The organism is Glutamicibacter soli (genome assembly GCF_052322135.1).
GTDB classification, from domain to species: domain Bacteria; phylum Actinomycetota; class Actinomycetes; order Actinomycetales; family Micrococcaceae; genus Glutamicibacter; species Glutamicibacter soli.
The window spans coordinates 1342382-1367019 of sequence record NZ_CM125969.1 but is presented as its reverse complement, the minus strand read 5'-3'; the positions used below and the strand labels follow the sequence as shown (position 1 = coordinate 1367019).

At 68.1% G+C, this 24638-nt stretch carries 18 protein-coding genes and 1 tRNA gene; 5 read left to right on the top strand and 14 right to left on the bottom strand.

Annotation, left to right across the window (positions count from 1 at the left end):
* The 3 genes from ACTX90_RS06500 to argS are packed head-to-tail and all read right to left on the bottom strand — an operon-like array spanning window position 1 to window position 4362.
* Entirely contained in the window at window positions 1-1290 is a 1290-nt protein-coding gene (locus ACTX90_RS06500) for a homoserine dehydrogenase (RefSeq protein ID WP_443443539.1), read from the bottom strand.
* Window positions 1291-2712, bottom strand: coding sequence for a diaminopimelate decarboxylase (gene lysA / locus ACTX90_RS06495; RefSeq protein WP_443443537.1), 1422 nt, complete (start codon window positions 2710-2712; stop codon window positions 1291-1293).
* 6 nt (window positions 2713-2718) lie between these two features.
* Entirely contained in the window at window positions 2719-4362 is a 1644-nt protein-coding gene (gene argS / locus ACTX90_RS06490) for an arginine--tRNA ligase (RefSeq protein ID WP_047118736.1), read from the bottom strand.
* A gap of 152 nt (window positions 4363-4514) precedes the next feature.
* On the opposite strand from argS, the gene ACTX90_RS06485 reads away from it, so the two are divergent.
* Window positions 4515-4590: transfer RNA gene (locus tag ACTX90_RS06485), tRNA-Arg, on the top strand.
* Between the two features lie 146 nt (window positions 4591-4736).
* On the opposite strand, the gene ACTX90_RS06480 is transcribed toward ACTX90_RS06485, so the two are convergent.
* From ACTX90_RS06480 to ACTX90_RS06470, 3 genes are all read right to left on the bottom strand, one after another.
* A complete protein-coding gene (locus ACTX90_RS06480; protein WP_161449476.1) occupies window positions 4737-5528 on the bottom strand; it encodes an ABC transporter ATP-binding protein in 792 nt (263 codons plus the stop codon).
* The gene (locus ACTX90_RS06475; protein ID WP_053797784.1) at window positions 5521-6441 is read right to left on the bottom strand and encodes an ABC transporter permease; all 921 of its coding nucleotides are present in this window, start codon (window positions 6439-6441) and stop codon (window positions 5521-5523) included. Before ACTX90_RS06475 ends, ACTX90_RS06480 begins: the two co-directional genes overlap by 8 nt.
* 102 nt (window positions 6442-6543) lie before the next feature.
* On the bottom strand, window positions 6544-7542 hold the full coding sequence (locus tag ACTX90_RS06470) for an ABC transporter substrate-binding protein (RefSeq protein WP_053797783.1): 999 nt from the start codon (window positions 7540-7542) through the stop codon (window positions 6544-6546).
* Window positions 7543-7941: 399 nt separating this feature from the next.
* On the opposite strand from ACTX90_RS06470, the gene hrpA reads away from it, so the two are divergent.
* Window positions 7942-11934 (top strand): ATP-dependent RNA helicase HrpA, encoded by a 3993-nt coding sequence (hrpA, locus tag ACTX90_RS06465; RefSeq protein ID WP_443443534.1) that lies wholly within the window; start codon window positions 7942-7944, stop codon window positions 11932-11934.
* Between the two features lie 135 nt (window positions 11935-12069).
* Here the strand turns inward: hrpA and ACTX90_RS06460 are convergent, their stop codons facing one another.
* The 3 genes from ACTX90_RS06460 to ACTX90_RS06450 all read right to left on the bottom strand — a co-directional run bounded on the left by ACTX90_RS06460 (window position 12070) and on the right by ACTX90_RS06450 (window position 14154).
* Window positions 12070-12498: an HIT family protein gene (locus ACTX90_RS06460; protein WP_047118731.1), complete on the bottom strand. Its 429-nt coding sequence runs from the start codon at window positions 12496-12498 to the stop codon at window positions 12070-12072.
* 76 nt (window positions 12499-12574) lie between these two features.
* Window positions 12575-13417 (bottom strand): sulfurtransferase, encoded by an 843-nt coding sequence (locus ACTX90_RS06455; protein WP_120990266.1) that lies wholly within the window; start codon window positions 13415-13417, stop codon window positions 12575-12577.
* Window positions 13414-14154 carry an MBL fold metallo-hydrolase gene (locus ACTX90_RS06450; RefSeq protein ID WP_053797780.1) on the bottom strand — a complete coding sequence of 247 codons (741 nt, stop codon included), beginning with the start codon at window positions 14152-14154 and terminating at the stop codon, window positions 13414-13416. The genes ACTX90_RS06455 and ACTX90_RS06450 overlap by 4 nt, the downstream gene beginning before the upstream one ends.
* Before the next feature lie 169 nt (window positions 14155-14323).
* Here ACTX90_RS06450 and ACTX90_RS06445 point away from each other — a divergent pair, with 169 nt between their 5' ends.
* Entirely contained in the window at window positions 14324-14728 is a 405-nt protein-coding gene (locus tag ACTX90_RS06445) for a Fur family transcriptional regulator (RefSeq protein ID WP_047118729.1), read from the top strand.
* Window positions 14729-14945: 217 nt separating this feature from the next.
* Here the strand turns inward: ACTX90_RS06445 and ACTX90_RS06440 are convergent, their stop codons facing one another.
* The gene (locus ACTX90_RS06440) at window positions 14946-15137 is read right to left on the bottom strand and encodes a hypothetical protein (RefSeq protein WP_047118728.1); all 192 of its coding nucleotides are present in this window, start codon (window positions 15135-15137) and stop codon (window positions 14946-14948) included.
* A 477-nt stretch (window positions 15138-15614) separates the two neighbouring features.
* On the opposite strand from ACTX90_RS06440, the gene ACTX90_RS06435 reads away from it, so the two are divergent.
* Complete coding sequence (locus ACTX90_RS06435; protein WP_443443531.1) at window positions 15615-15851, top strand: hypothetical protein; 237 nt, start codon at window positions 15615-15617, stop codon at window positions 15849-15851.
* Between the two features lie 170 nt (window positions 15852-16021).
* On the opposite strand, the gene ACTX90_RS06430 is transcribed toward ACTX90_RS06435, so the two are convergent.
* The 4 genes from ACTX90_RS06430 to ACTX90_RS06415 all read right to left on the bottom strand — a co-directional run bounded on the left by ACTX90_RS06430 (window position 16022) and on the right by ACTX90_RS06415 (window position 20336).
* Window positions 16022-16879 (bottom strand): metal ABC transporter permease, encoded by an 858-nt coding sequence (locus ACTX90_RS06430; RefSeq protein WP_047118727.1) that lies wholly within the window; start codon window positions 16877-16879, stop codon window positions 16022-16024.
* Window positions 16880-16881: 2 nt separating this feature from the next.
* A complete protein-coding gene (locus tag ACTX90_RS06425; protein ID WP_231735972.1) occupies window positions 16882-17754 on the bottom strand; it encodes a metal ABC transporter ATP-binding protein in 873 nt (290 codons plus the stop codon).
* A gap of 195 nt (window positions 17755-17949) precedes the next feature.
* A complete protein-coding gene (locus ACTX90_RS06420) occupies window positions 17950-19020 on the bottom strand; it encodes a hemolysin family protein (protein ID WP_047118725.1) in 1071 nt (356 codons plus the stop codon).
* Window positions 19017-20336 (bottom strand): hemolysin family protein, encoded by a 1320-nt coding sequence (locus ACTX90_RS06415; RefSeq protein WP_047118724.1) that lies wholly within the window; start codon window positions 20334-20336, stop codon window positions 19017-19019. The genes ACTX90_RS06420 and ACTX90_RS06415 overlap by 4 nt, the downstream gene beginning before the upstream one ends.
* A gap of 430 nt (window positions 20337-20766) precedes the next feature.
* Between ACTX90_RS06415 and ACTX90_RS06410 the strand changes: the two genes are divergently transcribed.
* On the top strand, window positions 20767-24501 hold the full coding sequence (locus tag ACTX90_RS06410) for a multifunctional oxoglutarate decarboxylase/oxoglutarate dehydrogenase thiamine pyrophosphate-binding subunit/dihydrolipoyllysine-residue succinyltransferase subunit (protein WP_443443528.1): 3735 nt from the start codon (window positions 20767-20769) through the stop codon (window positions 24499-24501).
* Window positions 24502-24638: the final 137 nt, after the last annotated feature.

Here is a 24638-nt window from a genome sequence, read left to right as displayed (position 1 = left end):
TTAGTTTCCTTCAACTCGCATAACGGATGTAACAGAGTGCACCGCGTCCAGCGCCGCGACGGCGTCGACGGTGGTGCGCAGGGCCGCTTCGGCGCCCCGGTGGGTCAGGATGCGCAGCGCGGAGCCCTCGCCGTCGGCATCGCTGTGCTGGCTCATGGACTCGATCGAGACGCCGTGCTCGCCGAAGACCGCGGCGATGCTCGCGAGCACGCCCGGCTGGTCCTTGACCGACAGCCCGATCCAGTAGCTGGTGGTGATCTGCTCGAAGTCCAGCAGGTTCACCGGCTGGTCGGCCGAGCCGTTAGGCAGCCCGGCCCCGGCGGCCAGCTGGCGGGCCACGGCGACGACGTCGCCCATGACTGCCGAGGCGGTCGGGTTGCCGCCCGCGCCGGCGCCGTAGAACATCAGGTCCCCGGCGTTTTCCGCCTCGACGAACACCGCGTTGAACGCGCCGCGGACACTGGCCAGCGGGTGGCTGCGCTTGATCAGCGAAGGGTAGACGCGCACCGAGACTCCGGCTTCGGCGTGCTCCGCGATCGCCAGCAGCTTGATGACGTAGCCGGCCTCGGCGGCGGCGGCCACGTCCTGCGCGCTCACCTCGGTGATGCCTTCGGTGTGCACCTGGTCCGAGGAGACGGTGGTGTGGAACGCCAGCGAGGCGAGGATCGCGGCCTTCGCGGCGGCGTCGTGCCCGCCCACGTCGGCGGTCGGATCGGCTTCCGCGTAGCCCAGCGCCTGGGCCTGGGCGAGCACGTCGTCGAACGCGGCGCCGGTGGAGTCCATGGCGTCCAGGATGAAGTTCGTGGTGCCGTTGACGATGCCCATCACCTTGGTGATGTGATCGCCTGCCAGCGAATCGGCGATCGGGCGCAGGATCGGGATGGCCCCGGCCACGGCCGCCTCGTAGCGCAGCTGGGCGCCGTGCTCGGCGGCCAGCTGGTTCAGCTGCGCGCTCTGGGCGGCGATCAGCGCCTTGTTGCCGGTGATGACGCTCGCCCCGCGCTTCAGCGCCCGGGCGATGTAGTCACCGGCCGGGTGCAGCCCGCCGAGCAGCTCGATGACCACGTCGGCCTGGTCGATCAGCGAATTCGCGTCGGTGGTGAACAGCTCCGCGGGCAGCTGCACGTCGCGCTCGGAGGCGGTGTTGCGCACGGCGATGCCGGTCAGCTCCAGCGCCGCGCCGCTGCGGTCGGCCAGCGCCGCCGCGTCCTCAAGCAGGATCCGCGCGACCTGCGCGCCGACCGTGCCGCAGCCCAGCAGGGCGACCTTCAGGCTCTTTTCAGCGGTCAATTAAACTCCCATGTCGCGGGCCAACAAATCAGCTTCCGTTTCCCTGCGCACGATCAGACGGGCTCGGCCGTCGCGTACGGCTACCACCGCGGGGCGGGTGAGGTAGTTGTAGTTGCTCGACAGGGCCCAGCAGTAGGCTCCGGTGGCCGGCACGGCCAGCAGATCGCCGGCGGCAACGTCCTCGGGCAGGTAAACGTCCTTCACGACTATGTCACCTGACTCGCAGTGTTTCCCAACTACGCGAGAAATAATTACGTCGCTGCGCGTCACACGGCTGGCCAGCACCGCGGTGTACTGGGCGTCGTAGAGCACCGGGCGCGGGTTGTCGCTCATGCCGCCGTCCACCGACAGGTAGCGGCGCGGATGCAGCGTGCCGGAGGCGTCCTCGACCTGGACGTCCTTGCGCACGCCCGCCTCGTAGAGGGTGAAGGTCGACGGGCCGGCGATGGCGCGGCCCGGCTCGATGGAGATGCGCGGGCAGGCCAGGTCCAGCTCGGCGCACGTCGCGGAGACGACCTGCGCCATCTGCGCGGCCAGCTTCACCGGGGTGGAGGGATGGTCCTGCAAAGTGTAGGCGATGCCGTAGCCGCCGCCGAGGTCCAGTTCGCCCAGTTCGACGCCGTGGAGCTGGCGGATCTGCGCCAGGATGCCGAGCATGGTGCGTGCGGCCATGGCGAAGCCCTCGGCCTCGAAGATCTGCGAGCCGATGTGCGCGTGCAGTCCCAGCAGGTTCACGTTGTCCGCATCCAGGGCGCGGGCCACGGCGTCCAGCGCCGGGGAGGTGCCCGAGTCGTTGGCCAGGATGGACAGGCCGAACTTCTGGTCCTCGTGGGCGGTGGCAATGGCCTCGTGGGTGGAGGCGTGCACGCCGGGGGTGATGCGCAGCATCACGTTCGCGCGCTGGCCCAGCGCATCGGCGATGCGGATGACGCGTTCCAACTCGTCCAGCGAGTCCACCACGATGCGGCCCACGCCGGTTTCGATGGCGCGGGTGATTTCCGCGGCCGACTTGTTGTTGCCGTGCAGCGAGAGGTTCTCCCCCGGTACGCCGGCCGCGGCGGCCACTGCCAGCTCGCCGCCGGAGCAGGTGTCAAGACGCAGCCCCTCGGCGGTGACCCAGCGGGCGACCTCGGTGCACAAGAACGCCTTGCCGGCGTAGTAGACGTCCACCCCGCCGCACAGGTCCTTGAAGGCCGCGTCGAACGCGGACTTGAAGCCGGCGGCGCGGGCGCGGAAATCGTTCTCGTCGAGCACGAACAGCGGGGTGCCGAATTCCTGCGCCAGCTGCGCGACGGGGATGCCCTGCACGGCCAGCTGGCCATCGGCGCCGCGGGCCACACCGGTGGCCCATTCGATCTCGCGCAGCGTGTTTACGTCGTTCGGGAAGTTCAGCCAAGCTGGAGCCAGCGGCGATGCGGCCATAGGGTATTACATCCTCTCCGGGGCGGAAACGCCCAGCAGTTCCAGGCCGTTGGCCAGGACGGTGGTGGTTGCGTCGTTCAGCCACAGGCGCGCGGAATGCACCGGCAGCACGTTGGTGTCCTCGCCGATCGGGGTGATGCGGGTGGCGGCGTACCACGAGTGGTAGGCGCCGGCGACCTGCTCCAGGTAGCGGGCGATGCGGTGCGGTTCGCGGAACTCGGCGGCGCCGGCAACCACCGACGGGAACTGGCCGAGCACTGCCAGCAGCTCGTTCTCGGTGGGGTCGGTCAGCTCGCTGGCGTCGAAGGACTCGCGGGTCACGTTCTTCTCCGCGGCGTTGCGGGCCGCGGCGGCGGAGCGCGCGTGGGCGTACTGCACGTAGAACACCGGGTTGTCGTTGGTGTTCTTCTTCAGCTGCTCAGGGTCCAGCGCGATCGGCGAATCGGCAGGGAAACGGCCCAGCGAGTAGCGCAGCGCGTCGGCGCCCAGCCAGTCGATCAAATCGCGCAGCTCGATGATGTTGCCCGCGCGCTTGGACAGCTTCGCGCCGTTGACGCTGATCAGCTGGCCGATCAGCACCTCGATGTTCTTTTCCTTGTCGTCGCCCGCGCAGGCGGCGATGGCCTTCAGGCGGTTGACGTAGCCGTGGTGGTCGGCACCGAGCAGGTAGATCTTCTCGGTGAAGCCGCGGTCCTTCTTGGACAGGTAGTAGGCGGCGTCGGCCGCGAAGTAGGTCGGCTCGCCGTTCGCGCGGATCAGCACGCGGTTCTTGTCGTCGCCGAAGTCGGTGGTGCGCAGCCAGACGGCGCCCTCCTGATCGAAGATGTGGCCCTGTTCGCGCAGGCGCGCCACGGCGTCGGCCACGGCCCCGCCCTCGTGCAAGGAGGTCTCGGAGAAGAACACGTCGAAGCTGACGCCGAAGTCCGCCAGGGTCTTCTTGATGTCTGCCATCTGCGCCTTGTAGGCCAGCTCGCGGATCTGCGGCAGCGCGGTCTCCTCGTCCAGGCCCTTCAGCTCGGGGGCTTCGGCCTCGACGATGTCTGCCAGTTCCTTGATGTACTCGCCCGGGTAGCCGCCCTCGGGCACCGGCAGGCCGTGCATGCGGTTGTAGACCGAACGGGCGAACACGTTCATCTGGTTGCCGGCGTCGTTGATGTAGTACTCGCTGGTGACATCCGCGCCGGAGGCGCGCAGCACGCGGGCGATCGCATCGCCCAGCGCGGCCCAGCGGGTGTGGCCGATGTGCAGCGGGCCGGTCGGGTTCGCGGAGACGAACTCCATGTTGACCACATGGCCGGCCAGGGAGTCGTTGGTGCCGTAGGCCTTGCCGGCCTCGACGATGGTGCGGGCCAGCTCGCCGGCGGCGGCGGCGTCCAGGGTGATGTTCAGGAAGCCGGGGCCTGCGATGTCCACGGCGCCGACTCCCGGTACCTCGGCCAGGCGGTTGGCCAGCAGCTGCGCGAAGTCGCGCGGGGCCATGCCGGCCTTCTTGCCCAGCTGGAGCGCGATGTTGGTCGCCCAGTCGCCGTGTTCACGGCTCTTGGGTCGCTCCACGCGCACGACGTCGGGGATGTCGACGGAGATTTCGCCGGCTGCTACGGCCTGGGTGAGGCATGCGGATATTGCTGCGGAGAGTTCTTCAGGAGTCACCCATCAAGACTACCGGTTTTTCGCGCTCCCCACGGGCATTCATGACGCCGCAGGCTGTGATCATGTAGGCATTCGCCGCGCAAACCGCCGTTGGCGCGGATTCCACGTTTGGCCTTGCGACCTGATAGTATTTTTTCGTTGCCCGGCAACACGCCTCTGTAGCTCAGTGGATAGAGCGTCTGCCTCCGGAGCAGAAGGCCGAAGGTTCGATTCCTTTCAGGGGCACCACCTCACCGCAGGTCCTGGTTTACGCCGGGACCTGCGGTTTTTCTGCGTCCACCCGGACGCCGCCCGGTGGCGGGGACGGCGACGGCCCCGCCGGCGAGGAGTATTCCCATCCGGCGGGGCCGTTGCCAGTTCAGCGACGCGGGCTGCTACTGCAGCATGGTGCGGTCATCGAGCTGGGCGCCCTTGATCTTCTCGAACTCGCCCAGCAGGTCCTTGACGGTCATCTGCTGCTTCTGCTCGGAATCCAGGTCCAGGATGATCTGCCCGTCGTGCATCATGATCAGTCGCGTGCCCAGTTGCAGCGCCTGCTCCATGTTGTGCGTGACCATCAACGTGGTCAGCTGGTGGCGTTCGACGATCTGGTTGGTCAGGCGCGACACCAGCGCGGCGCGCTGCGGGTCCAGCGCGGCGGTGTGCTCGTCGAGCAGCAGGATCTTGGGCTCGGAGAACGTGGCCATGAGCAGGCTCAGCGCCTGGCGCTGGCCGCCGGAGAGCAGGCCGACCTTGGTCTTCAGGCGGTTCTCCAGCCCGAGCTCCAGGGACTTCAGCTCTTCGACGAACAGCTCGCGGCGCTTGGCCCCGACCCCGGCGCCCAGTCCGCGGAAGCGTCCGCGGGCGTAGGCCAGGGCCATGTTCTCCTCGATCGACATGGTCGGCGCGGTGCCGGCCATCGGATCCTGGAACACGCGGCCGATGTATTTGGCGCGGCGGAAGTCGGCCAACTTGGTGACGTTCTTCCCGTCGATCGCCACCGTTCCGGCGTCCGGCTGCAGCTTGCCGGCCACCATGTTCAGCACCGTGGACTTGCCGGCGCCGTTGGAGCCGATCACGGTGACGAATTCGCCATTGCCCAGGGTCAGGTTGATGTTGCGCAGCGCCTTGCGTTCATTCACCGTGCCGGGGAAGAACGTGCGGGACAGGTTCTTGATCTCAAGCATTGGTGCGAACCTCTTCCTTGGAGTCGGTGACGGGCGCCGGAGTGCGCTTGAAGGACTTCACGATCTTCTGGAAGCCCTTCCACTTCGGCAGCAGCAGGGCGATGACGACCAGCACGGCGGAAATCAGCTTCATGTCATTGACCTCCAGGCCGGCGACCAGGGCCAGCTGGATGACCAGGCGGTAGAGCACCGCGCCGATGACGACGGCCAGGGCCGCCAGCCAGATGTAGCGCTGGGTGAGGATCGCCTGGCCGACGATGACCGAGGCCAGGCCGATCAGGATCACGCCGATGCCCATGCCGACGTCGGCGAAGCCCTGGTACTGGGCCACCACCGCGCCGGAGGCGCCGACCAGTCCGTTGGACAGCGCCAGGCCCAGGATCTTCTGGTTGTCGGTGCTCACGCCGAAGGAGCGGATCATTTCCTGGTTGTCGCCGGTGGCGCGCATGGCCATGCCCATCTCCGTGTGCAGGAACCAGACCACGGCCGCGACCAGCACGAGGCTGACCAGGAAGAAGATGCCGATGGAGGTCCAGGAGCCGAGGATGCCGGCGGCGCGCATCGGGCTGATGAGCGTTTCCTCGCCTAGCAGCGGCGTATTCGCCTTGCCCATGATGCGCAGGTTGATCGAGTACAGCGCGATCATCGTGAGAATACCGGCCAGCAGGCCGTCGATCTTGCCCTTGGTATGCAGCAGGCCGGTGACGGCGCCTGCGGCCATGCCGGCGAGGAATGCCAGCAGGGTGGCCAGCCAGGGATTGACCCCGTTGACGATGCTGACAGCCGCCACGGCGGCGCCGGTGGTGAAGCTGCCGTCGACGGTGAGGTCGGGAAAGTCCAGAATGCGGAAGGTCAGGTACACCCCGAGCGCCATGATGGCGTAAATCAGCCCGAGTTCAACTGCGGTGATCATGTTCGGATCCTTGAGTTGTCAAAATTTGTGGGTAGTCGCGACGAAGGCGGGGCGGCATGGTGCGCGCCCCGCCTTCGTGCCGCAGGTTTGGTCCGGCGAGCCTTAGTAGGTCTGCACGGCCTTCGACTTCATGTCGTCGGAGAACTCGATGCCGACCTTCTTGGCAGCTTCCTCGTTCAGGTACAGCTCGACCTGGGAGATGGTCTCAACCGGCATCTCGGCCGGCTTGGCCTCGCCCTTGAGGATCTTCACGGCCATGGCGGCGGTCTGCTCGCCCAGCTTCTCGTAGTTGATGCCGTAGGTGGCGGTCGCGCCGCGCTTGACGGACTCGCCGTCGGCGGAGATGACCGGAACCTTCTTGGACTGGGCGGTCTGCAGCAGGCCTTCCAGGGCGGAAACCACTGCATTGTCGGTCGGCACGTAGAACGCGTCGACGTCCAGCGAGCTGGCCGCCTGCTGGACCTCGCTCGGGGCGGAGATCGCGGATTCCTTGATGGTCAGGCCCAGCTCGGCGGCGGCGTCCTTGGCCCACTGGACCTGGACTGCAGAGTTCGCTTCGCCCGAGGAGTAGACGATGCCGACGTTCTTGGCTTCAGGCGCCAGTTCCTTGAGCAGCTCCAGCTGCTCCTTGACCGGGTTCTTGTCCGAGGTGCCGGTGACGTTGGCGCCCGGCGCCTCGTTGGAGGCGACCAGCTTGGCGTCCACCGGATCGGTGACGGCGGAGAAGACCACCGGGACGCTGGTGATCGCCTGGGCGGCGGCCTGGGCGGTCGGGGTGGCGATGGCCAGGACCAGGTCGATGTCGCTGTCCGAGGCGAGCTTGCCGACCATGGAGGTGTTGGTGGCCTGGTCGCCCTGCGCGTTGTTTTCGTCGTAGGAGATCTTGTCGCCGGTGTAGCCGGCGTTCTCCATGCCCTTCTTGAAGCCACTGGCCACGGCGTCCAGCGACGGGTGGGACACGTACTGGGCGATGCCGATCTTGACCGGCTCGTCGGTCTTGGCTGCGTCGTTGCTGCCGGAATCGTTGCTGCCGCAGGCGGTCAGGGCCAGGGCGCCGGTGGCGGCGATGGCCGCGAATTTCAAAGCCGTAAAGCGCTTCATGAAGGTTCCTTTCAAAGTTCCCTATGCGAGTGATAACCACCGAGACTTCACTGGTTCCGGAGAGCCGCCAGGCTCGCTGTCGGCTCGGGAACGATCCGGACCAGGTGACGGTGATTACCCCCGATCTTACATGTGAACGACCTCACCTTGACTACAATCAACGCCGTATTGAAGACATTTGCGTGTTGATCGGGCGCAAACGCCGCACAAAATCGAGCGCAAAACCGCGCAATGGACACCTTTTGTATTCCACAGCCTCAAGCTGGCGACGATTGTTTGGACGAAATGCGAACTTGACTTGCGTCGAACGCGATCCGGGTCACGTCGGTTCGCGAAGCGAAAAGCCGCTCCGGGGCGCGGCGGGCGACGCGGCGCGAACGCGCATAGAATGGGGGCATCATGGCGCTAACCATTTCCTATCCCGAAGCCCTGCCCGTCTCCGGTCGCCGCGAGGACATCCTCGACGCGGTATCCAAGAACCAGGTGGTCGTGATCGCCGGCGAAACCGGTTCCGGCAAGACCACCCAGCTGCCCAAGATGCTCATCGAGCTCGGGCTGGCCGAGAAGGGCATGATCGGCCACACCCAGCCGCGGCGCCTTGCGGCGCGCACCGTGGCCGAGCGCATCGCCGAGGAAATGGGCACGAGCATCGGCGAGGAAGTCGGCTTCCATGTGCGCTTCACCGGCGAGGTTTCCAAGCGCACCAAGCTGAAGGTGATGACCGACGGCATCCTGCTGGCGGAGATCCAGCGCGACAAGCTCCTGAAGAAGTACTCGGCGATCATCATCGACGAGGCGCACGAGCGCAGCCTGAACATCGATTTCCTGCTGGGCTACCTCAAGCAGATCATGCCCAGGCGCCCGGACTTGAAGATCGTCATCACCTCCGCGACCATCGACCCCGAACGCTTCGCCGCGCACTTCGGCACGCTGGACGCGGAGGGCGAGCTGGTCCCGGCGCCGATCCTCGAGGTCTCCGGGCGCACCTTCCCCGTGGAGCTGCGCTACCGCCCGCTGGCCGCCGAGGTCGACCTGGACGAGGACGCGGACGCCGAGTCGCTGGAGGACGACCGCGACCCGCTGGATGCGGTGACCGACGCGGTCCGCGAGCTGGCCGGCGAGGCCCCGGGCGACATCCTCATCTTCTTCTCCGGCGAGCGCGAGATCCGCGACGCCGCCGATGCGCTGCGCGCGCTGGTCGCCTCCAACAAGCGCCTGCCGCGCTACGAGGTGCTGCCGCTGTTCGCCAGGCTCTCGCTGGCCGAGCAGCACCGGGTCTTCCACCCGGGCGCCGCCCCGCGCATCATCCTGGCCACCAACGTGGCCGAAACCTCCCTGACCGTGCCGGGCATCAAGTACGTGATCGACACCGGCACCGCGCGCATCTCGCGCTACTCGCACCGCACCAAGGTGCAGCGCCTGCCGATCGAGCGCGTCTCCCAGGCCAGCGCGAACCAGCGCTCTGGCCGCTGCGGCCGCGTGTCCGAGGGCATCGCGATCCGCCTCTACTCCGAGGACGACTACCAGAGCCGACCGGAGTTCACCGACCCGGAGATCCTGCGCACCAACCTGGCCAGCGTGATCCTGCAGATGATCTCCATGGGCGTGGTGGCCTCGGCCGCGGAGGTCTCCGAATTCCCGTTTGTGCAGCCGCCGGAATCGCGGGCGATCTCCGACGGCGTGAACTTGCTGCGCGAGCTGGGGGCGCTGGATGGCCAGAAGCGCGCGGGCATCACCCCGGTGGGCCGCCAGCTGGCGCAGCTGCCGCTGGATGTGCGGCTGGGCCGCATGATCGTGGAGGCCGCCGGACGCGGCGTGGCCAAGGAGCTGATGGTGCTGGCCGCGGCGCTGAGCATCCAGGATCCGCGCGAACGCCCCTCCGAGGACACCGGCCAGCGCGAGCGCGCCGCCGAGCTGCACAAGCGCTTCGCCGACGACAAGTCGGACTTCACCGCGCTGCTGAACCTGTGGGCGTACGTGCGCGAGCAGCAGAACGAGCTGTCCTCCTCCGCGTTCCGCCGGCTGTGCAAGGCCGAGCACATCAACTACCTGCGGGTTCGCGAATGGCAGGACTTGTTCACGCAGCTGCGCCAGCTGGCCAAGCCCCTGGGCATCACCGTGGCCGCCGCGCCGATCGAGCCGGCCGCCAACGAGGACGCCGTGCACAAGTCGCTGCTCTCCGGGCTGCTGGGGCACATCGGGCTCTACGACGAGCGCAAGCGCGACTACGTCGGAGCGCGCGGCACCCGCTTCGCGATCTTCCCCGGTTCCGGGCTGTTCAAGAAGTCGCCGACCTGGGTGATGGCCGCCGAGCTGGTGGAGACCTCCCGGCTGTGGGCGCGCACCAATGCGGTGATCGATCCGGCGTGGGTGGAGGAGCTGGCCCCGCACCTGCTCAAGCGCACCTATTCGGAGCCGCACTGGTCCAAGCGCAACGGTTCGGTGATGGGCTACGAGAAGCTCACGCTCTTCGGGCTGCCGATCGTGCCGCGCCGCCAGTTCCACTACTGGCGCGTGGACAAGGCGCTGGCCCGCGAGCTGTTCATCCGCCACGCGCTGGTGGAGGGCGACTGGCGCACGCACCACAAGTTCTTCGCGAAGAACCGCGCGCTGCTGGAGGAAGTCGAGGAGCTGGAAACCCGGATGCGCCGGCACGATTTGCGAATCAGCGATGAGGACCTGTTCGCGTTCTACGATGCCCGGCTGCCGCAGGACATCCTCTCCGAGCGGCACTTCGACCGCTGGTGGAGGAAGGCGCGCGCCGCGGATCCGGCGTTGCTTGACTTCGATCCCGAGGCGCTGCTGGCCGCCGACGCGCAGGCGCTGGACGAGACCGCCTTCCCGAAAACCTGGGCGCTGGGCAGCATCCACCTGCCGCTGAGCTACGAGTACAACCCGGCCGCCGCCAGCGGCGAGGGCGACGGCGTTTCCCTGACCGTGCCGGTGGTGTTCCTGAACCAGCTGGATCCGGCGCGGTTCGCCTGGCTGATCCCGGGCCTGCGCCACGAGCTGCTTACCGCGCTGATCCGTTCCATGCCCAAGGCGATCCGCAAGAACTTCGTGCCCGCCCCGGACGTGGCGGGCAAGGCGCTGGCGATGCTGGAGGCCGATTTCGATCCCGCCTCCGACGACCTGGCCCAGTCGCTGGCGCTGGTGCTGCGGCGGCTGCGCGGCATCGTCGTGGACCCGGCCGTTTTCGACTTCTCCACGCTGCCCGCGCACCTGCGTTTCGGCTTCACCGTCACCGACGCCTCCGGCAAGGTGCTGGGCCAGGGCGACGACCTGGGCAAGCTGCAGTACAAGCTGGCCGCGGCCAACCGCGCCGCGCTGGCCAGCGGGGTCAACTCCCCCGGCGCAGCTCTTCCGGGCAAACCAGGCAAGCCGGGGACCCCTGCCGCAGCCGCCAAGGGCGGGCAGGGCAAAACGGCCACGGGCCGGCAGGGCAACAAGGCCGGCAAGGGCACCCGGGGCGCGAAGAACGCCGCGGGGGCCTGGGACCAGCAAAAGCTCGATGCCTGGCCGCAGCTTGACGCCGCCGGGGACACGCTGGGCGACAGGCTGCCGGACAAGGTCACCACCACGGTGATGGGCCAGCAGATCACCGCGTACCCGGGCCTGATCGCCCAGGGCGAGCGCGTGGACCTGACGGTGTTCCGCTCGGCCGTGGAGCGCGACGCGGCGCACCGCACCGGCGTGATCCGGCTGCTGATGCTGCGCCTGCCGCCGGCGGCGAAGTTCGTGATCTCGCACCTGGACAACTCCGAGAAGCTGGCGTTCACGCAGAACCCGCACGGCTCGATCGAGCACCTGATCAGCGACTGCACCATGGCGGCGGTGGACAAGCTGGTGCCCGAGCAGCTGCCGATGGACCGCGCGGCGTTCGAGGCGCTGTTCGTGGTGGTGCGCGCGGAGCAGATCGACACGGTCTTCTCCATCACCGCGGTGGTGGCCAAGGTCTTCGCCGCGGCCACGCGGATCTCCAAGGAGCTGAAGGCCACCCGCTCGCTGGCCATGTACGCCGCGATCACCGACATCCGCTCGCAGCTGGAGCAGCTGATCTACCCCGGGTTCATCGCCGCCACCGGTGCGGCGCACCTGCTGCGCCTGCCGCGCTATCTGGCGGGCATCGAGAAGCGGCTGGAGAAGCTCGCCGGCGGCGCGGTCACCCGAGACTCGCAGGCGCTGGTCGTGATCCAGAAGCTGGAGGACGAGTACGACGCCGCCCTGGACAAGGTCCCGGAGGGCGCGCGCCTGCCGGCGGGGCTGCGCGAGGTGAAGTGGATGCTGGAGGAGATGCGCATTTCGCTGTTCGCCCAGGAGCTGGGCACCGCGTATTCGGTCAGCGAGAAGCGCATCCGCAAGGCCATCAAGGACGGCCTGTCGGCGCTGTAGCCGACGGCTTGGAGCCGACGACGCTCCAGCCGCCGGCGCCCCGGCCCGCGCCGGGGCCGGAAAATGCCCGCCGGAGCCGACCTGCATGGCCGGTTCCGGCGGGCATTCGGCGTTCTTGAGCCGGGGCCGGCGGCGCTAGTCGGCCGGGACGAATTCCGAGTGGCCGTCGGCGCGCAGCCCGTCGCGCAGCGTCTGCGCGTTCGCGTCCATCTGCGCCGGGTCCGGGTTGACCGCGGCATTGGCCAGATCGAAGTCGGCCAGCGAGTTGGTCGGCCAGACGTGCACATGCAGGTGCGGGACCTCGAAGCCGGCGATCATCAGCCCGGCGCGGGCGGAGTTGAACACGCGCTTCTGGGTGCGGCCGATCTTCGTGGCGACCAGGGTCAGGTGGGAGACCAGCTCGTCGGGCGCGTCGGTGAACTCGTTGATCTCCGCGCGCGGCACCACCAGGGTGTGCCCGTCTGACAGCGGGCCGATGGACAGGAAGCCGACACACTGCGCATCGGACCAGACGAAGCGGCCGGGGATCTCGCCGTTGATGATTTTGGTGAACAGCGTACTCATGGGCTGCCTTTCTGCCCGCGTCGGCGGGCGGTTGCGGGCGCGCGGCGGCTCCTGGTGGAGCGCGCCGCGCGGACATCTAGTGGCGGTGCTGCTCGTCGCTGGTGGCGACCGGGGCCTCGGGGTGCGAGCAGTACTCGGACCAGCTGCCCGGGTACAGCGCCAGCTCGATCCCGGCGGTGTGCGCGGCGAGCACCTGGTGGGCCGCGGTGATGCCGGAGCCGCAGTAGGCCGCGGCGTCCCCGGTGTCAACGCCGAGCTTGGCGAAGTCGGCGCGCAGCACCGCGGCGGGCAGGAAGCGCGCCTGCGAGTCGAGGTTGTCGGTGGTCGGGCGGTTGCGGGCGCCCGGGATGTGGCCGGCGACCGGGTCGATCGGCTCCTCGATGCCCAGGTAGCGGGCGGTGGCGCGCGAGTCGATCAGCGTGCCGGAAAATCCGGCCAGCTGCTCGAACTCGATGACCGGCATGCGCCCCCAGGACAGGGTGACGTCGCCCGGGGTGTTCGACTGCTCCCCGGTGGCCAGCTGTGTGCCGGGCAGCGCCCTGTAGGCATCCAGTCCTCCGTCCAGCACGGCCGCGTTCTCGAAGCCTGCATGGCGCAGCAGCCACCAGGCGCGGGCGGCGGCCAGCGCGCCGGAGTCGTCGTACACCACCACCTGCGAGTCCTGGCTGATCCCCCAGCGCCGGGCGGCGGCCTCGAAATCGGCCGGCAGCGGCAGCGGGTGGCGGCCGGTCTGGTGCCCGGGAGCGGAGGACAGCTCGCGTTCCAGGTCGACGAACACCGCGCCGGGGATGTGCCCGGCGGCGTAGAGCTCGCGCCCGTCGCTGCGGCCCAGCGACCAGCGCACATCCAGCAGCACCGGCGAGGGGCCCGGAGCGTCGAGCAGCGCGGCCAGCGCGGCGGCGGAAATCAGCGGGTTCATGCGTGCCCCTCCACGCTGCCCGCGTCGGTCTGCGAGGACTCGGCGGCGGCCAGCAGCTCAGCGGCGCGGTACTCCGTCAGGGGCTCCAGGCGCTGGTAGTTCGCCCCCTGGTGCGCGGCGATCGCGCCGAGCTGGCGGTCGAACAGCCCGGTGCCGCGGCCATTGAGCAGCCCGTCGTGGATCGGCACCCAGACCGGGGCGCCGACTGCCGCCGCGAAGTCGGCGGCCTCGGCCATCTTGCCCCAGGGGCCCATGACCGGCAGCAGCAGCACGTCCGGGCGCACGCCGATCGGCACCTGGTAGCTGTCCCCCGGGTGGAAAACCTGTACCCGGCCCACGGCGCCGTCGCCCACCAGATAGCCCACGTTCGCGATCGGGTCGATCGAGTGGTGGATGGTGGCGTGGGTGCCGCCAAAGGTGCGCACCCGGATCCCGCCGACGATGAAGTCCATGCCTTCGTGCACGGTGTGCACCTGGGCGCGGCGCGCGGCGGGCAGCTCGGTGCGCAGCGCGTCGGCCAGCCCGGCCGGCGCGTACACCTGGAGCACCGGGTCGGCCTCCAGCGCGGCGGCCAGCGCCGGATGGTCGGCGTGGTCAGGGTGCTGGTGGGTGACCAGCACCGCGGCCTTGTTCTCGAACGCCCCGTCCAGATCGCTGAAGGATCCCGGGTCCAGCAGCAGCGACCCGTCGACGGTGCTCAGTTCCAGGCACGAATGCCCTCTGGATGTGATACGCATGTCCTTAGCGTAGGCTCCGGCGGCGTACCGTGCCACCACCAGACACGCCCTGCGGCCCAAAGTTGGCTAAAATTGGGTTAAACCGCCGGTGGCTGGGGTCGATTCGACACCCGCAGGCCGGCGCGGCAACCACGAACATCCCCTAGCAGGAGAGGAATGGTGCACGGCCATGGCACAGCCCGAAACCCGGATCACCAAGCAGCGGGTCGCGGTGGAGGAGGCGCTGGAACAGGTCGACGACTTCGCGACCGCCCAGGAGCTGCACCGCTGGCTGCAGGAGGCCGAGAAGAAGGTCTCGCTGGCCACGGTGTACCGCCTGCTGCAATCCATGTCCGACGACGGACTGGTCGATGTGCTGCGCAGCGCCGACGGCGAGGCCCGCTTCCGCCGCTGCATCACCGAGGCGCACCACCACCACCTGATCTGCCGCGTGTGCTCCAAGACCGTGGAGGTGCTCGCCCCCTCCGTCGAGCGCTGGGCCGCCCGGGTCGCGGCGGAGAACGACTTCACCGACCCGGAGCACACCGTGGAAATCTACGGCATCTGCGCCGCCTGCCGCGAAGCCGGCGACTAGGGCTCAGGGGCCCGGTGCCGGCTGGGGACCAGCCGATCCGGGTCCCGGCCGGCGCACGGCAGGCGCTGCGTGAAGCCTGTCCGGCGCCCCGCGCGGTGCCGCGAAGGTGCGCCACCACCGGGTCGGGCCCTGGATGCGGCAAAGCCCCCGGGCGGTCCGTCGCGGCGCAGTGCGACGCTGCGCGGAACCGCGCGGGGGCTGGGGCCAGAGGGCGGAACTAGCGCTCCTCGTTCCCCTCGGTTGCGGGGCCGTCGGGCGTGGCGCCGCCTTCGTCGGTCCAGTCGTGTCCGACCTCGTCGTTGCGGGCCGGATCGGACAGGTGGTCCCGCTGGGCAGCGGCCGCTTGGTCCTCAGCTGACTCGGGCTGCACGGCATCGCCGTGGTTCGGGAAATCCGCGTTATTCTCCATGTCGGTGCTCCTTTCATCGGTTGCTGACACCGTAGCAATGAGTGCCGCGGCCGCTCCAACATCGTCAGCTGGTTCCCAGCAAATACCCATACTCCGGATGCGTGCCCGTCGCGGGCGTACCCGCGGTGCTTGCCAGGCACCGCCTTGGGCAATAGCTCGGATCCACGCCCTCGGAACCCCCTGCACCGGGGATCAGCCCTAGCAAGGAGAAGGCGGCATGGAGAACTATCTGCGGGTCGTGAAGGAATCGGAGCAGGAATTGATCCGGGAACTCGTGCCGGCTCGGCTTGAACCGCTGGACGAAGAAGAACTGCTGGCACTGCACCGCCGGGTGCGCCGGGCCAGGAAGAAGCACCCAAGAACTACCGCCGCAAGGCGGCAGCCTCCGTGGCCGAGGAAGCCGGGCGCGGGGCGGCGCACCCCAAGCGCGGCAAGTCGCGCCATCGCGCCGAAGCCTTCGAAGAGGCATTGTCCATCGTGTCGGCCAGGCTGGCCGCCGTCGCACGCCAGGAAGCCGAGCGGCCGAAGGCCGAGCGCCCGGCGATGGCGCAGGCCAACCGCAACACCGGGCCGGACGGCGCGGGCGACGCGGTCTCGGGCGCCGGGGTGGGTGCGGGCATCGCCCGCGAGCACTCCAAAATCACCGGAGGGATCAAGCGCGATGCCTCCAGCGCCTCGCAGGGCGCGCAGCGCCAGGCCAAGCGGGACCGCTAGCCTGCAGCGCGCTTAAACCAACCGCGGCCCCGTCACAAGACTGACGGGGCCGCGGTTGAATCATCACTCGCACCTTTTGAGGTACTTTCCACGTTACGACCCCCGGCTATGAGAACGCTGAGTCCGCGCCGTGCGCCAGCCCATAGTTCCGGCGCAGGGCGGGCGAAGCGCTAGACCTGGTGACGGCGCGGGGAGCGCACCGCCTCGATCGCCCGGCAAACCAGGTAGATCACGAAGGAGATGGTGGTGACGTAGGGGCTGATCGGCAGCGAGCCGGCCAGCGCCAGCAGGATGCCGCCGACCACTGCCAGCTCGGCGAACACCACCGAGAGGATCACGGTGAGCACCGGGGTGGAGCTCACGCGCATCGCCGCGGCGGCCGGGGTGATCAGCAGCGCGAGCACCAGCAGCGCGCCGACCACCTGGATGGTCACCGCCACGGCCAGCGCCAGCACCATCATGAAGATGATCGACAGCCCCGAGGTGCGCACGCCGCGCGCGTTGGCCACCACCGGGTCGGCGCTGGCGAAGGTCAGCGGCCGCCAGATCAACGCCAGCGCGAGCACCACCACGGCGCTGAGCACCAGCATGCCGCCCAGCTGCACGTCGTCGACCGCGACGATCTGGCCGGTGAGCAGCCCGAACTTGTTGGCGCTGCGCCCCTCGTAGAGCGAGAGGAACAAGATGCCCAAGCCCAGGCCGAAGGGCATCAGCACGCCGGTGATCGAATTGCGGTCGCGCGCCCGGGTGCCCAGCATCCCGAGGATCAGCGCCGCGATGAGCGAGCCGAAGACCGAGCCGGTGACCACGTCCGCGCCGATCAGCAGCGCGAAGGCGGCGCCGGCGAAGGACAGCTCCGCGATGCCGTGCACCGCGAAGGCCATGTCGCGCATCATGATGAAGATGCCGATCAGCCCGCCGACGACGCCCAGCGCGGCGCCGGCGATCAGCGAGTTGCTGACCAATGGCAGCAGCAGCGCGTAGTCCTGGAAGTTGAAGGCCTTCTCGATGAGGTCTGCGAAATCCATGCTCAGGCCCGCTTTCCGGTGGTGTTCGGCGTTCCGGCGGCCGGGCCGGCGTCCTCGGCGTGGTCGTGCCCGTCCGGCGGCAGGGCGCGGTTGCCGTCGCCGCTGACCACCACGATGCGCCCGTTCACGCGCAGCACCTGCACCGGGGCGCCGTAGAGCTCGCTGAGCACCTCGGTGCGCATGACCTCGTCCACGCTGCCCAGGTGGAAGCGGCCCTCGGCCAGGTAGAGCACCCGGTCCACGTAGGGCAGGATCGGGTTGATCTCGTGGGTGACGAAGATGACGGCGCTGCCGCGCTGCACCGCCTGGTGGTGGATGACCTCGCTGATGGCCTGCTGGTGGTGCAGGTCAAGGGAGAGCAGCGGTTCGTCGCACAGCAGCACCTTGGGGTTCCCGGCCAGCGCCTGGGCCGCGCGCAGCCGCTGCTGCTCGCCGCCGGAGAGGTCACTGACCGCGCGGTTGGCGTAGCCGCTGGCGCCGACCAGCTCGAGCAGCTCGTCGACCTTGGCGCGCACCGCGCGGCGGGCCAGCCGGATGCCCGGCTTGGTGCCGTCGATGCCCAGCGCGACCAGGTCGCGGGCGCGCAGCGGCACGTTGTCCCCGAAGGGGCGCTGCTGCGGAATCAGGCCCACCGAATCCGAGCCGCGGCGCACCGGGGCCCCGTCGATGGACACGGTGCCGGCGTCCAGCGAGGTGGTGCCCAGCATGGTGTTGATGAAGCTGGTTTTGCCCGAGCCGTTGGGCCCGAGCACCGCCAGGAACTCCCCCGGCTGCACCTGCAGGTCCAGGCCCTCCCAGAGGACCCTGGATCCATAGGCCAGTCGCGCGTTGTCGAAGGTGACGATCGGGTTCGGGATCATCGGGGTAGGGCTCATGGGGGCGGCTTTCTAAGCAGGTGCTGCATGCGGTGTCCCCCGTCCGGGGTGCGCCCAGGGGGGTGCGGATTCGGGCGGGAATGAAAAACTGCGGCACCGCCGAAGCGGTACCGCAGTTAATCCTACCAGTTGCGAGTCATTCGCAATACGCGATGGGCCGGAGGCTGAATTTAAACCCCCTCCGGCCCGGTTGGATCAGCCCTCCGGGTGGCTGCGCGGCGGGGCCACGCGCTTCCGGGTGGAGTCGCTGATCTCGCCGACCAGCACCTCGATGATGTCCTCCAGGAACACCACGCCCAGGGTGGCACCGGCGTCGTCGACCACCGCGGAGAGATGGTTGCCCTCCTGGCGCATGGTCTCCAGCGCGTCCTCGATCTCGGTGTCCTGCTTCAGCTTGCCCAGCGGATGCAGGTCCAGGTCGAGCAGCGGGGCGGTTGAATGCGCATCGTCGATGAGCATCACGTCCTTAACGTGCCAGTAGCCCACCGGGACCTCGTCGCGGGTGATCAGCAGGCGGGAAAAGCCGGTCTTGCCGACCTTCTTCTCGAACTCGCGCGCGGTGGCGGCGCCCCATTCGAGGGTGAACAGGTCGTCCAGCGGCACCATGCAGGTCTTCGCGGTGACGCTGGAGAACTCCAGCGCCTTGGTCAGGCGCAGCGCGTCCTCCTTCTCCAGCGCCCCCTCCTCGGAGGAGGTGTGGATGATGGTGCGCACCTCGGCGGCCGTGTAGGAGCTGGCCACCTCATCCTTGGGTTCGATGCCGAAGGCGTGCAGCACCAGGTTCGCCGCCCCGTTGAGCAGCGCGGTGAACGGCTTGAGCACCTTGGACAGGCCCACCAGCGGCATGGCCAGCAGCAGCACCGCCTTGTCTGCCACGGAGACCGAGATATTCTTCGGCACCATCTCGCCGAAGGTCACGTGCAGGAAGGTCACCAGGACCAGCGCGATCAGGAACGCGACGGTGTCCGCCGCGGCCTCCGCCAGGCCCAGGGCCATCAGTGGCTCGGCCAGCAGGTGGTGGATCGCAGGCTCGGAGATGTTCAGGATCAGCAGCGAGCAGACGGTGATGCCCAGCTGGCACACTGCCAGCATGATCGACACGTGCTCCATGGCGTACAGCGCGATCTTCGCGCGCTTGTTGCCGGCCTCGGCCAGCGGCTCGATCTGCGAGCGGCGCGCGGACATGACAGCGAATTCGCCGGCCACGAAGAAGGCGTTGAACGCCAGCAGGATGACCAGCCAGATCAGTCCCATGAAGTCGCTCATTCGTCCTCCTCCTGCGGCTGCGGCGCCGGTTCAAAGCGGATCTGCGCGATGCGCCGCCCGTCCAGCTCGGTGACGGTGAAGATGCCGGCCGCGGTGCAGACCTGGTCGTTCAGCTCCGCCAGGCGGCCCAGCTCGGCGAGCATGTAGCCGCCGATGGTTTCGTAGGAGGCGTCATCCGGGATGACCTCGCCGCCCACGTGCTCGTTGACCTCGTCCGGGCGGTACATGCCCGGGAAGAGCCACTTGCCGTCGGGCTGGGTGACTGCTTCTTCCTCGTCCTCGTCGTGCTCGTCGGACACCTGCCCGACGATCTCCTCGACCAGGTCCTCCAGGGTCACCAGCCCGGCGGTTCCGCCGTACTCGTCCATCACGATGGCCAGCTGGTACTCGGCCTCGCGCAGCTGCTCCAGCAGCACGTCGAGGTGGATGGTCTCCGGGACGTAGAGCGCGTCGTGGGCGAACTCCCCCACCTGCAGCGCGGCGCGGCGTTCGCGCGGCACCGAGACGACCGCCTTGATATGGCAGACGCCCTGGATCTCGTCGCTGGATCCCTCGGTGACCGGAAAACGCGAGAAGCCGGTTTCGGCGCTGACCGCGATCAGTTCCGACAGCGGCGCCTCGGAGTCGATGGTGGACATCGAGGTGCGCGGGGTCATCACGTCGGCGGCGGTGCGCTCGGAGAATTCGATGGTTGACTGCACGAAGCGGGCGGTCTGCAGGTCCAAGGTGCCCAGCTGCGCCGAACGGCGCACCAGCGAGGCCAGTTCCTGCGACGAACGGGCCGCAGAGATCTCCTCCTTGGCCTCGAGCCCGAAGAAGCGGTGCAGCACCGCGTTGGAGAATCCGTTCAGCACGACGATGGCCGGCTTGAAGACCGCGGTGAACACCAGGTGCGGGCGGGCCAGCGCCTTGCCCACGGCCATGGCCTGGGCGATGGCCATGTTCTTGGGGACCAGCTCGCCGATGAGCATCGACAGCAGCGTGGCGATCAGCATGGAGACGACCACGGAGATCGCGGTGGCGCTGGTCCCGGCGATGCCGACGGCTTCCAGCAGCGGGGCCAGCAGCTTGCTCAGCGAGGGCTCGAGCACGTAGCCGGTGAGCAGCGTGGTCAGTGTGATGCCCAGCTGGCAGCTGGACAGCTGCGTGGACAGCGAGGTCAGGCACTGCATCAGCGGCTTGGCACCGCGTTCTCCGGCGTCCACCGCCTGCTGCACGGTGCTCTTATCGAGTGCGACCAGCGCGAATTCCACTGCCACGAAAAAGCCGGTGCCGAGAATCAGCAGCAGGCCGAAAAGTATGTAAAGCCATTCCATGGGTGGTTAGCTCCACCCGCGCAAAGGTTGAGGTGATATTTCTCCGATGCCCAGTTGGGGGCAACTAGAAGGCTCCAATGCGGCGCCGGAACTTAACGGAGATGGACTGACGTGGCCGGCGCTGCGCCTACGGGCGTCGGGCCGGCTAGGAGAGTGTGATTCCATAGTGCGACTCAGTCTAACTAATGGAGCCGAAATCCGCATTACCCCGCGCGGCTGGCGACCAGCGGTATCTGCCACCCGATGAACGGGATGTCATTCGCGCCACTTTCGTGAGTTTTGATACGTGCCGTGGCCAAGCGCGTAGAAAAGTTACTAGACTGGTCGGCAGGTCTAGAAATCAAAGTGAGTTCGGCGGTCATTATCACGTCCTCGTCAGACCACCGGCTCAAGCTAGAACAACGTAGAAATCAGGGAAGAGGCGTTGCACGTGCCAGAGCAAGCACACCACCGGCTGACTGAAGAGTTCGGTGGAAACGAATGGCTAGTAGATGAGCTGTTCGAACAGTATCTCGTTGACAAGAACTCGGTAGACAAGAAGTGGTGGGAGATTTTCGAGTCCCTCGCTGCGGAGAAGTCGGCCCCGGCCGCACCGGCATCGAAGCCGGCAGCCGCCGCTCCAGCCGCACCAGCAGCTCCTGTCGTCAAGGGCGCTCCGCGCGCGGCCGCAGAAGCCCGCGCCTCGGAGCCGGCCCCGGCATCCGCAGCACCAGTCAAGAAGGCCGAGCCGTCGCCGAAGACCGCTCCAATTCCAGCTCAGGCCCCGAAGCCGACCCCGTCGACCGGGCTGTTCGGCGAGGAAAAGCGCACCGCGCTGCGCGGCCCGATGAAGGCCATCGCGACCAACATGGACGCCAGCCTCACCGTGCCGACCGCCACGACCGTGCGCGCCGTGCCGGCCAAGGTGATGATCGACAACCGCATCGTCATCAACAACCACCTCAAGCGCGCCCGCGGCGGCAAGATCTCCTTCACCCACCTGATCGGCTTCGCCGTGATCCGTGCGCTGAAGCAGATCCCTTCGATGAACGTCACCTACGACGTGATCGACAAGAAGCCGACCGCCATCCAGCCGGCCCACGTCAACTTCGGCATCGCCATCGACATGCCCAAGCCCGACGGCACCCGCATGCTGGCGGTGCCGAACATCAAGGCCGCCGAGACCCTGAGCTTCAACGAGTTCTGGGCCACCTACGAGGACCTGATCAAGCGCGCCCGCGGCAACAAGCTGACCGCCGACGACTACGCAGGCACCACCGTGTCGCTGACCAACCCGGGCGGCATCGGCACCGTGCACTCGGTGCCCCGCCTGTCCAAGGGCCAGGCCGCCATCATCGGCGTCGGCGCCCTGGAATACCCGGCAGAGTTCCGCGGTTCGGCCGAGACCACCGTGGCCCGCATGGGCATCGGCAAGCACATCACCCTGACCTCCACCTACGACCACCGCGTCATCCAAGGGGCGGGTTCGGGCGAGTTCCTGAAGCTGGTCGAAAGCCTGCTGCTCGGCGAGCAGGGCTTCTACGACGAGATCTTCGAGCAGCTGCGCATCCCGTACGAGCCGGTGCGCTGGGCCGTGGACAACCAGGTCGACATCGACCTGCAGGTCAACAAGGTCGCCCGCATCCAGCACCTGATCAACTCCTACCGCGTGCGCGGCCACCTGATGGCCGACACCAACCCGCTGGAATACGTCCAGCGCAAGCACCCGGACCTGGACATCAAGTCCTACGGCCTGACCCTGTGGGACCTGGACCGCGAGTGGATCTCCGGCGGCCTGGGCGGCAAGGACCGCGCCCAGCTGCGCGACATCCTGGGCATCCTGCGCGACGCCTACTGCCGCACCATCGGCACCGAGTACATGCACCTGCAGAACCCGGTAGAGCGCGAGTGGTTCCAGTCCAAGCTGGAGCGCGGCTACGCCAAGCCGACCCGCGAAGAGCAGCTGCGCATCCTGTCCAAGCTGAACTCCGCCGAGGCTTTCGAGACCTTCCTGCAGACCAAGTTCGTCGGCCAGAAGCGCTTCTCGCTGGAAGGCGGCGAATCGCTGATTCCGCTGCTTGACGCCATCATCTCCGACGCCGCCGACGAGCAGCTGGACGAGGTGGCCATCGGCATGGCCCACCGCGGCCGCCTGAACGTGCTGACCAACATCGCCGGCAAGACCTACGCACAGGTCTTCCGCGAATTCGAAGGCACCGCCACCCCGGGCTCCGTCCAGGGCTCCGGCGACGTGAAGTACCACCTGGGCACCGAGGGTTCCTACACCTCGGACGCCGGCAACGAGACCAAGGTGTACCTGGCGGCCAACCCGTCGCACCTGGAAGCCGTGGATCCGGTGCTCGAGGGCATCACCCGCGCGAAGCTGGACCGCCTGGGCTCGGGCAACGCAGTGCTGCCGATCCTGGTGCACGGCGATGCCGCATTCGCCGGACAGGGTGTGGTCTCCGAGGTTTTGGCCATGAGCCAGCTGCCGGGCTACAAGACCGGCGGCACCGTGCACGTGATCGTGAACAACCAGATCGGCTTCACCACCGCGCCGTCCTCCTCGCGCTCCTCGGTCTACGCCTCCGACGTGGCCCGCACGGTGCAGGCCCCGATCTTCCACGTCAACGGGGACGACCCGGAGGCAGTGGTGCACGTGGGCCAGCTGGCCTTCGAGTACCGCCAGAAGTTCGGCAAGGACGTCGTCATCGACCTCATGTGCTACCGCCGCCGCGGGCACAACGAGGGCGACGATCCGTCGATGACCCAGCCGATCATGTACAACCTGATCGAGGCCAAGCGCTCGACCCGCAAGCTGTACACCGAGGCCCTCGTCGGCCGCGGCGACATCACGCAGGAAGAGGCCGACAACGCACTGGCGGAGTACAAGGCCAACCTGGAGCGCATCTTCGCCGAGACCCACGCGGCGCAGACCTCGCCGATCCCGATCATCACCCCGGGCTCGACCATCAACGACCTGGAGAAGCCGTTCGCCCAGGCCGCAGACGAGAACACCATGGACGGCGCCCGTCCATCGGCGATCTCCGCGCAGACCCTGGCCCACATCGGCGACGCCCACTCGGCGATCCCGGAGGGCTTCGTGATGCACACCAAGCTGAAGTCGCTGCTTGAGCGCCGCACCAAGATGTCCCGCGAAGGCGGCATCGACTGGGGCTTCGCCGAGCTGGCAGCCCTGGGCTCGCTGTCCATGGAAGGCGTGCCGGTCCGCCTGGCAGGCCAGGACTCGCGCCGCGGCACCTTCGTGCAGCGCCACGCGGTCTTCCACGACCGCGAGAACGACACCGAGTGGTACCCGCTGAAGAACCTGTCCGAGGACCAGGCATCGATGTGGATCTACGACTCGCTGCTCTCCGAGTACGCCGCCCTGGGCTTCGAGTACGGCTACTCCGTGGAGCGCCCTGACGCGCTGGTGATGTGGGAAGCGCAGTTCGGCGACTTCGTCAACGGCGCCCAGACCGTGATCGACGAGTTCATCTCCTCGGCCGAGCAGAAGTGGTCGCAGTCCAGCTCGCTGGTCATGCTGCTGCCGCACGGATACGAGGGACAGGGCCCGGACCACTCCTCGGCCCGCATCGAGCGCTTCCTGCAGCTGTGCGCAGAGAACAACATGGTGGTGGCCCAGCCATCCACCGGCGCCAACCACTTCCACCTGCTGCGCCGCCAGGCCTACGCCCGTCCGCGCAAGCCGCTGATCGTGTTCACCCCGAAGCAGCTGCTGCGCCTGAAGGCGGCCGCCAGCGCGGTGGAGGACTTCACCAGCGGCGGCTTCCAGGAAGTCATCGGCGACGCCTCGATCACGGATGCGAACGCCGTGGACAAGGTGCTGCTGTGCTCGGGCCGCGTGTACTACGACCTGCTGGCCGCACGCACCAAGGCCGGGGACTCGAAGACCGCGATCGTCCGCGTCGAGCAGCTCTACCCGGCACCGGTCGAGCAGATCGCCGCCGAGCTGGCCAAGTACCCGAACGCGACCGCGAGCTGGGTCCAGGACGAGCCTGCGAACCAGGGCCCATGGCCGTTCTTCGGCCTGTACGTGGCACCGAACCTGGACCAGAAGATCAACCTGGTCTCGCGTCCGGCATCGGCCGCCACCTCGGCCGGCACCGCCAAGCGCCACGAGGCTGAGAACGCGGTGCTGATCCAGCAGGCCTTCGCCCGCTAGTCCGCCCCGCGTCTGCATCGCATACCCCGACCGGCGAACCGGCTCCCTTTCCAGGGGGCATGGTTCGCCGGTCTAGGTGTTTAATGGGGTGCGACATCCCCGAGCACACGCTGCAACACTGATAATGTTGACAGCGA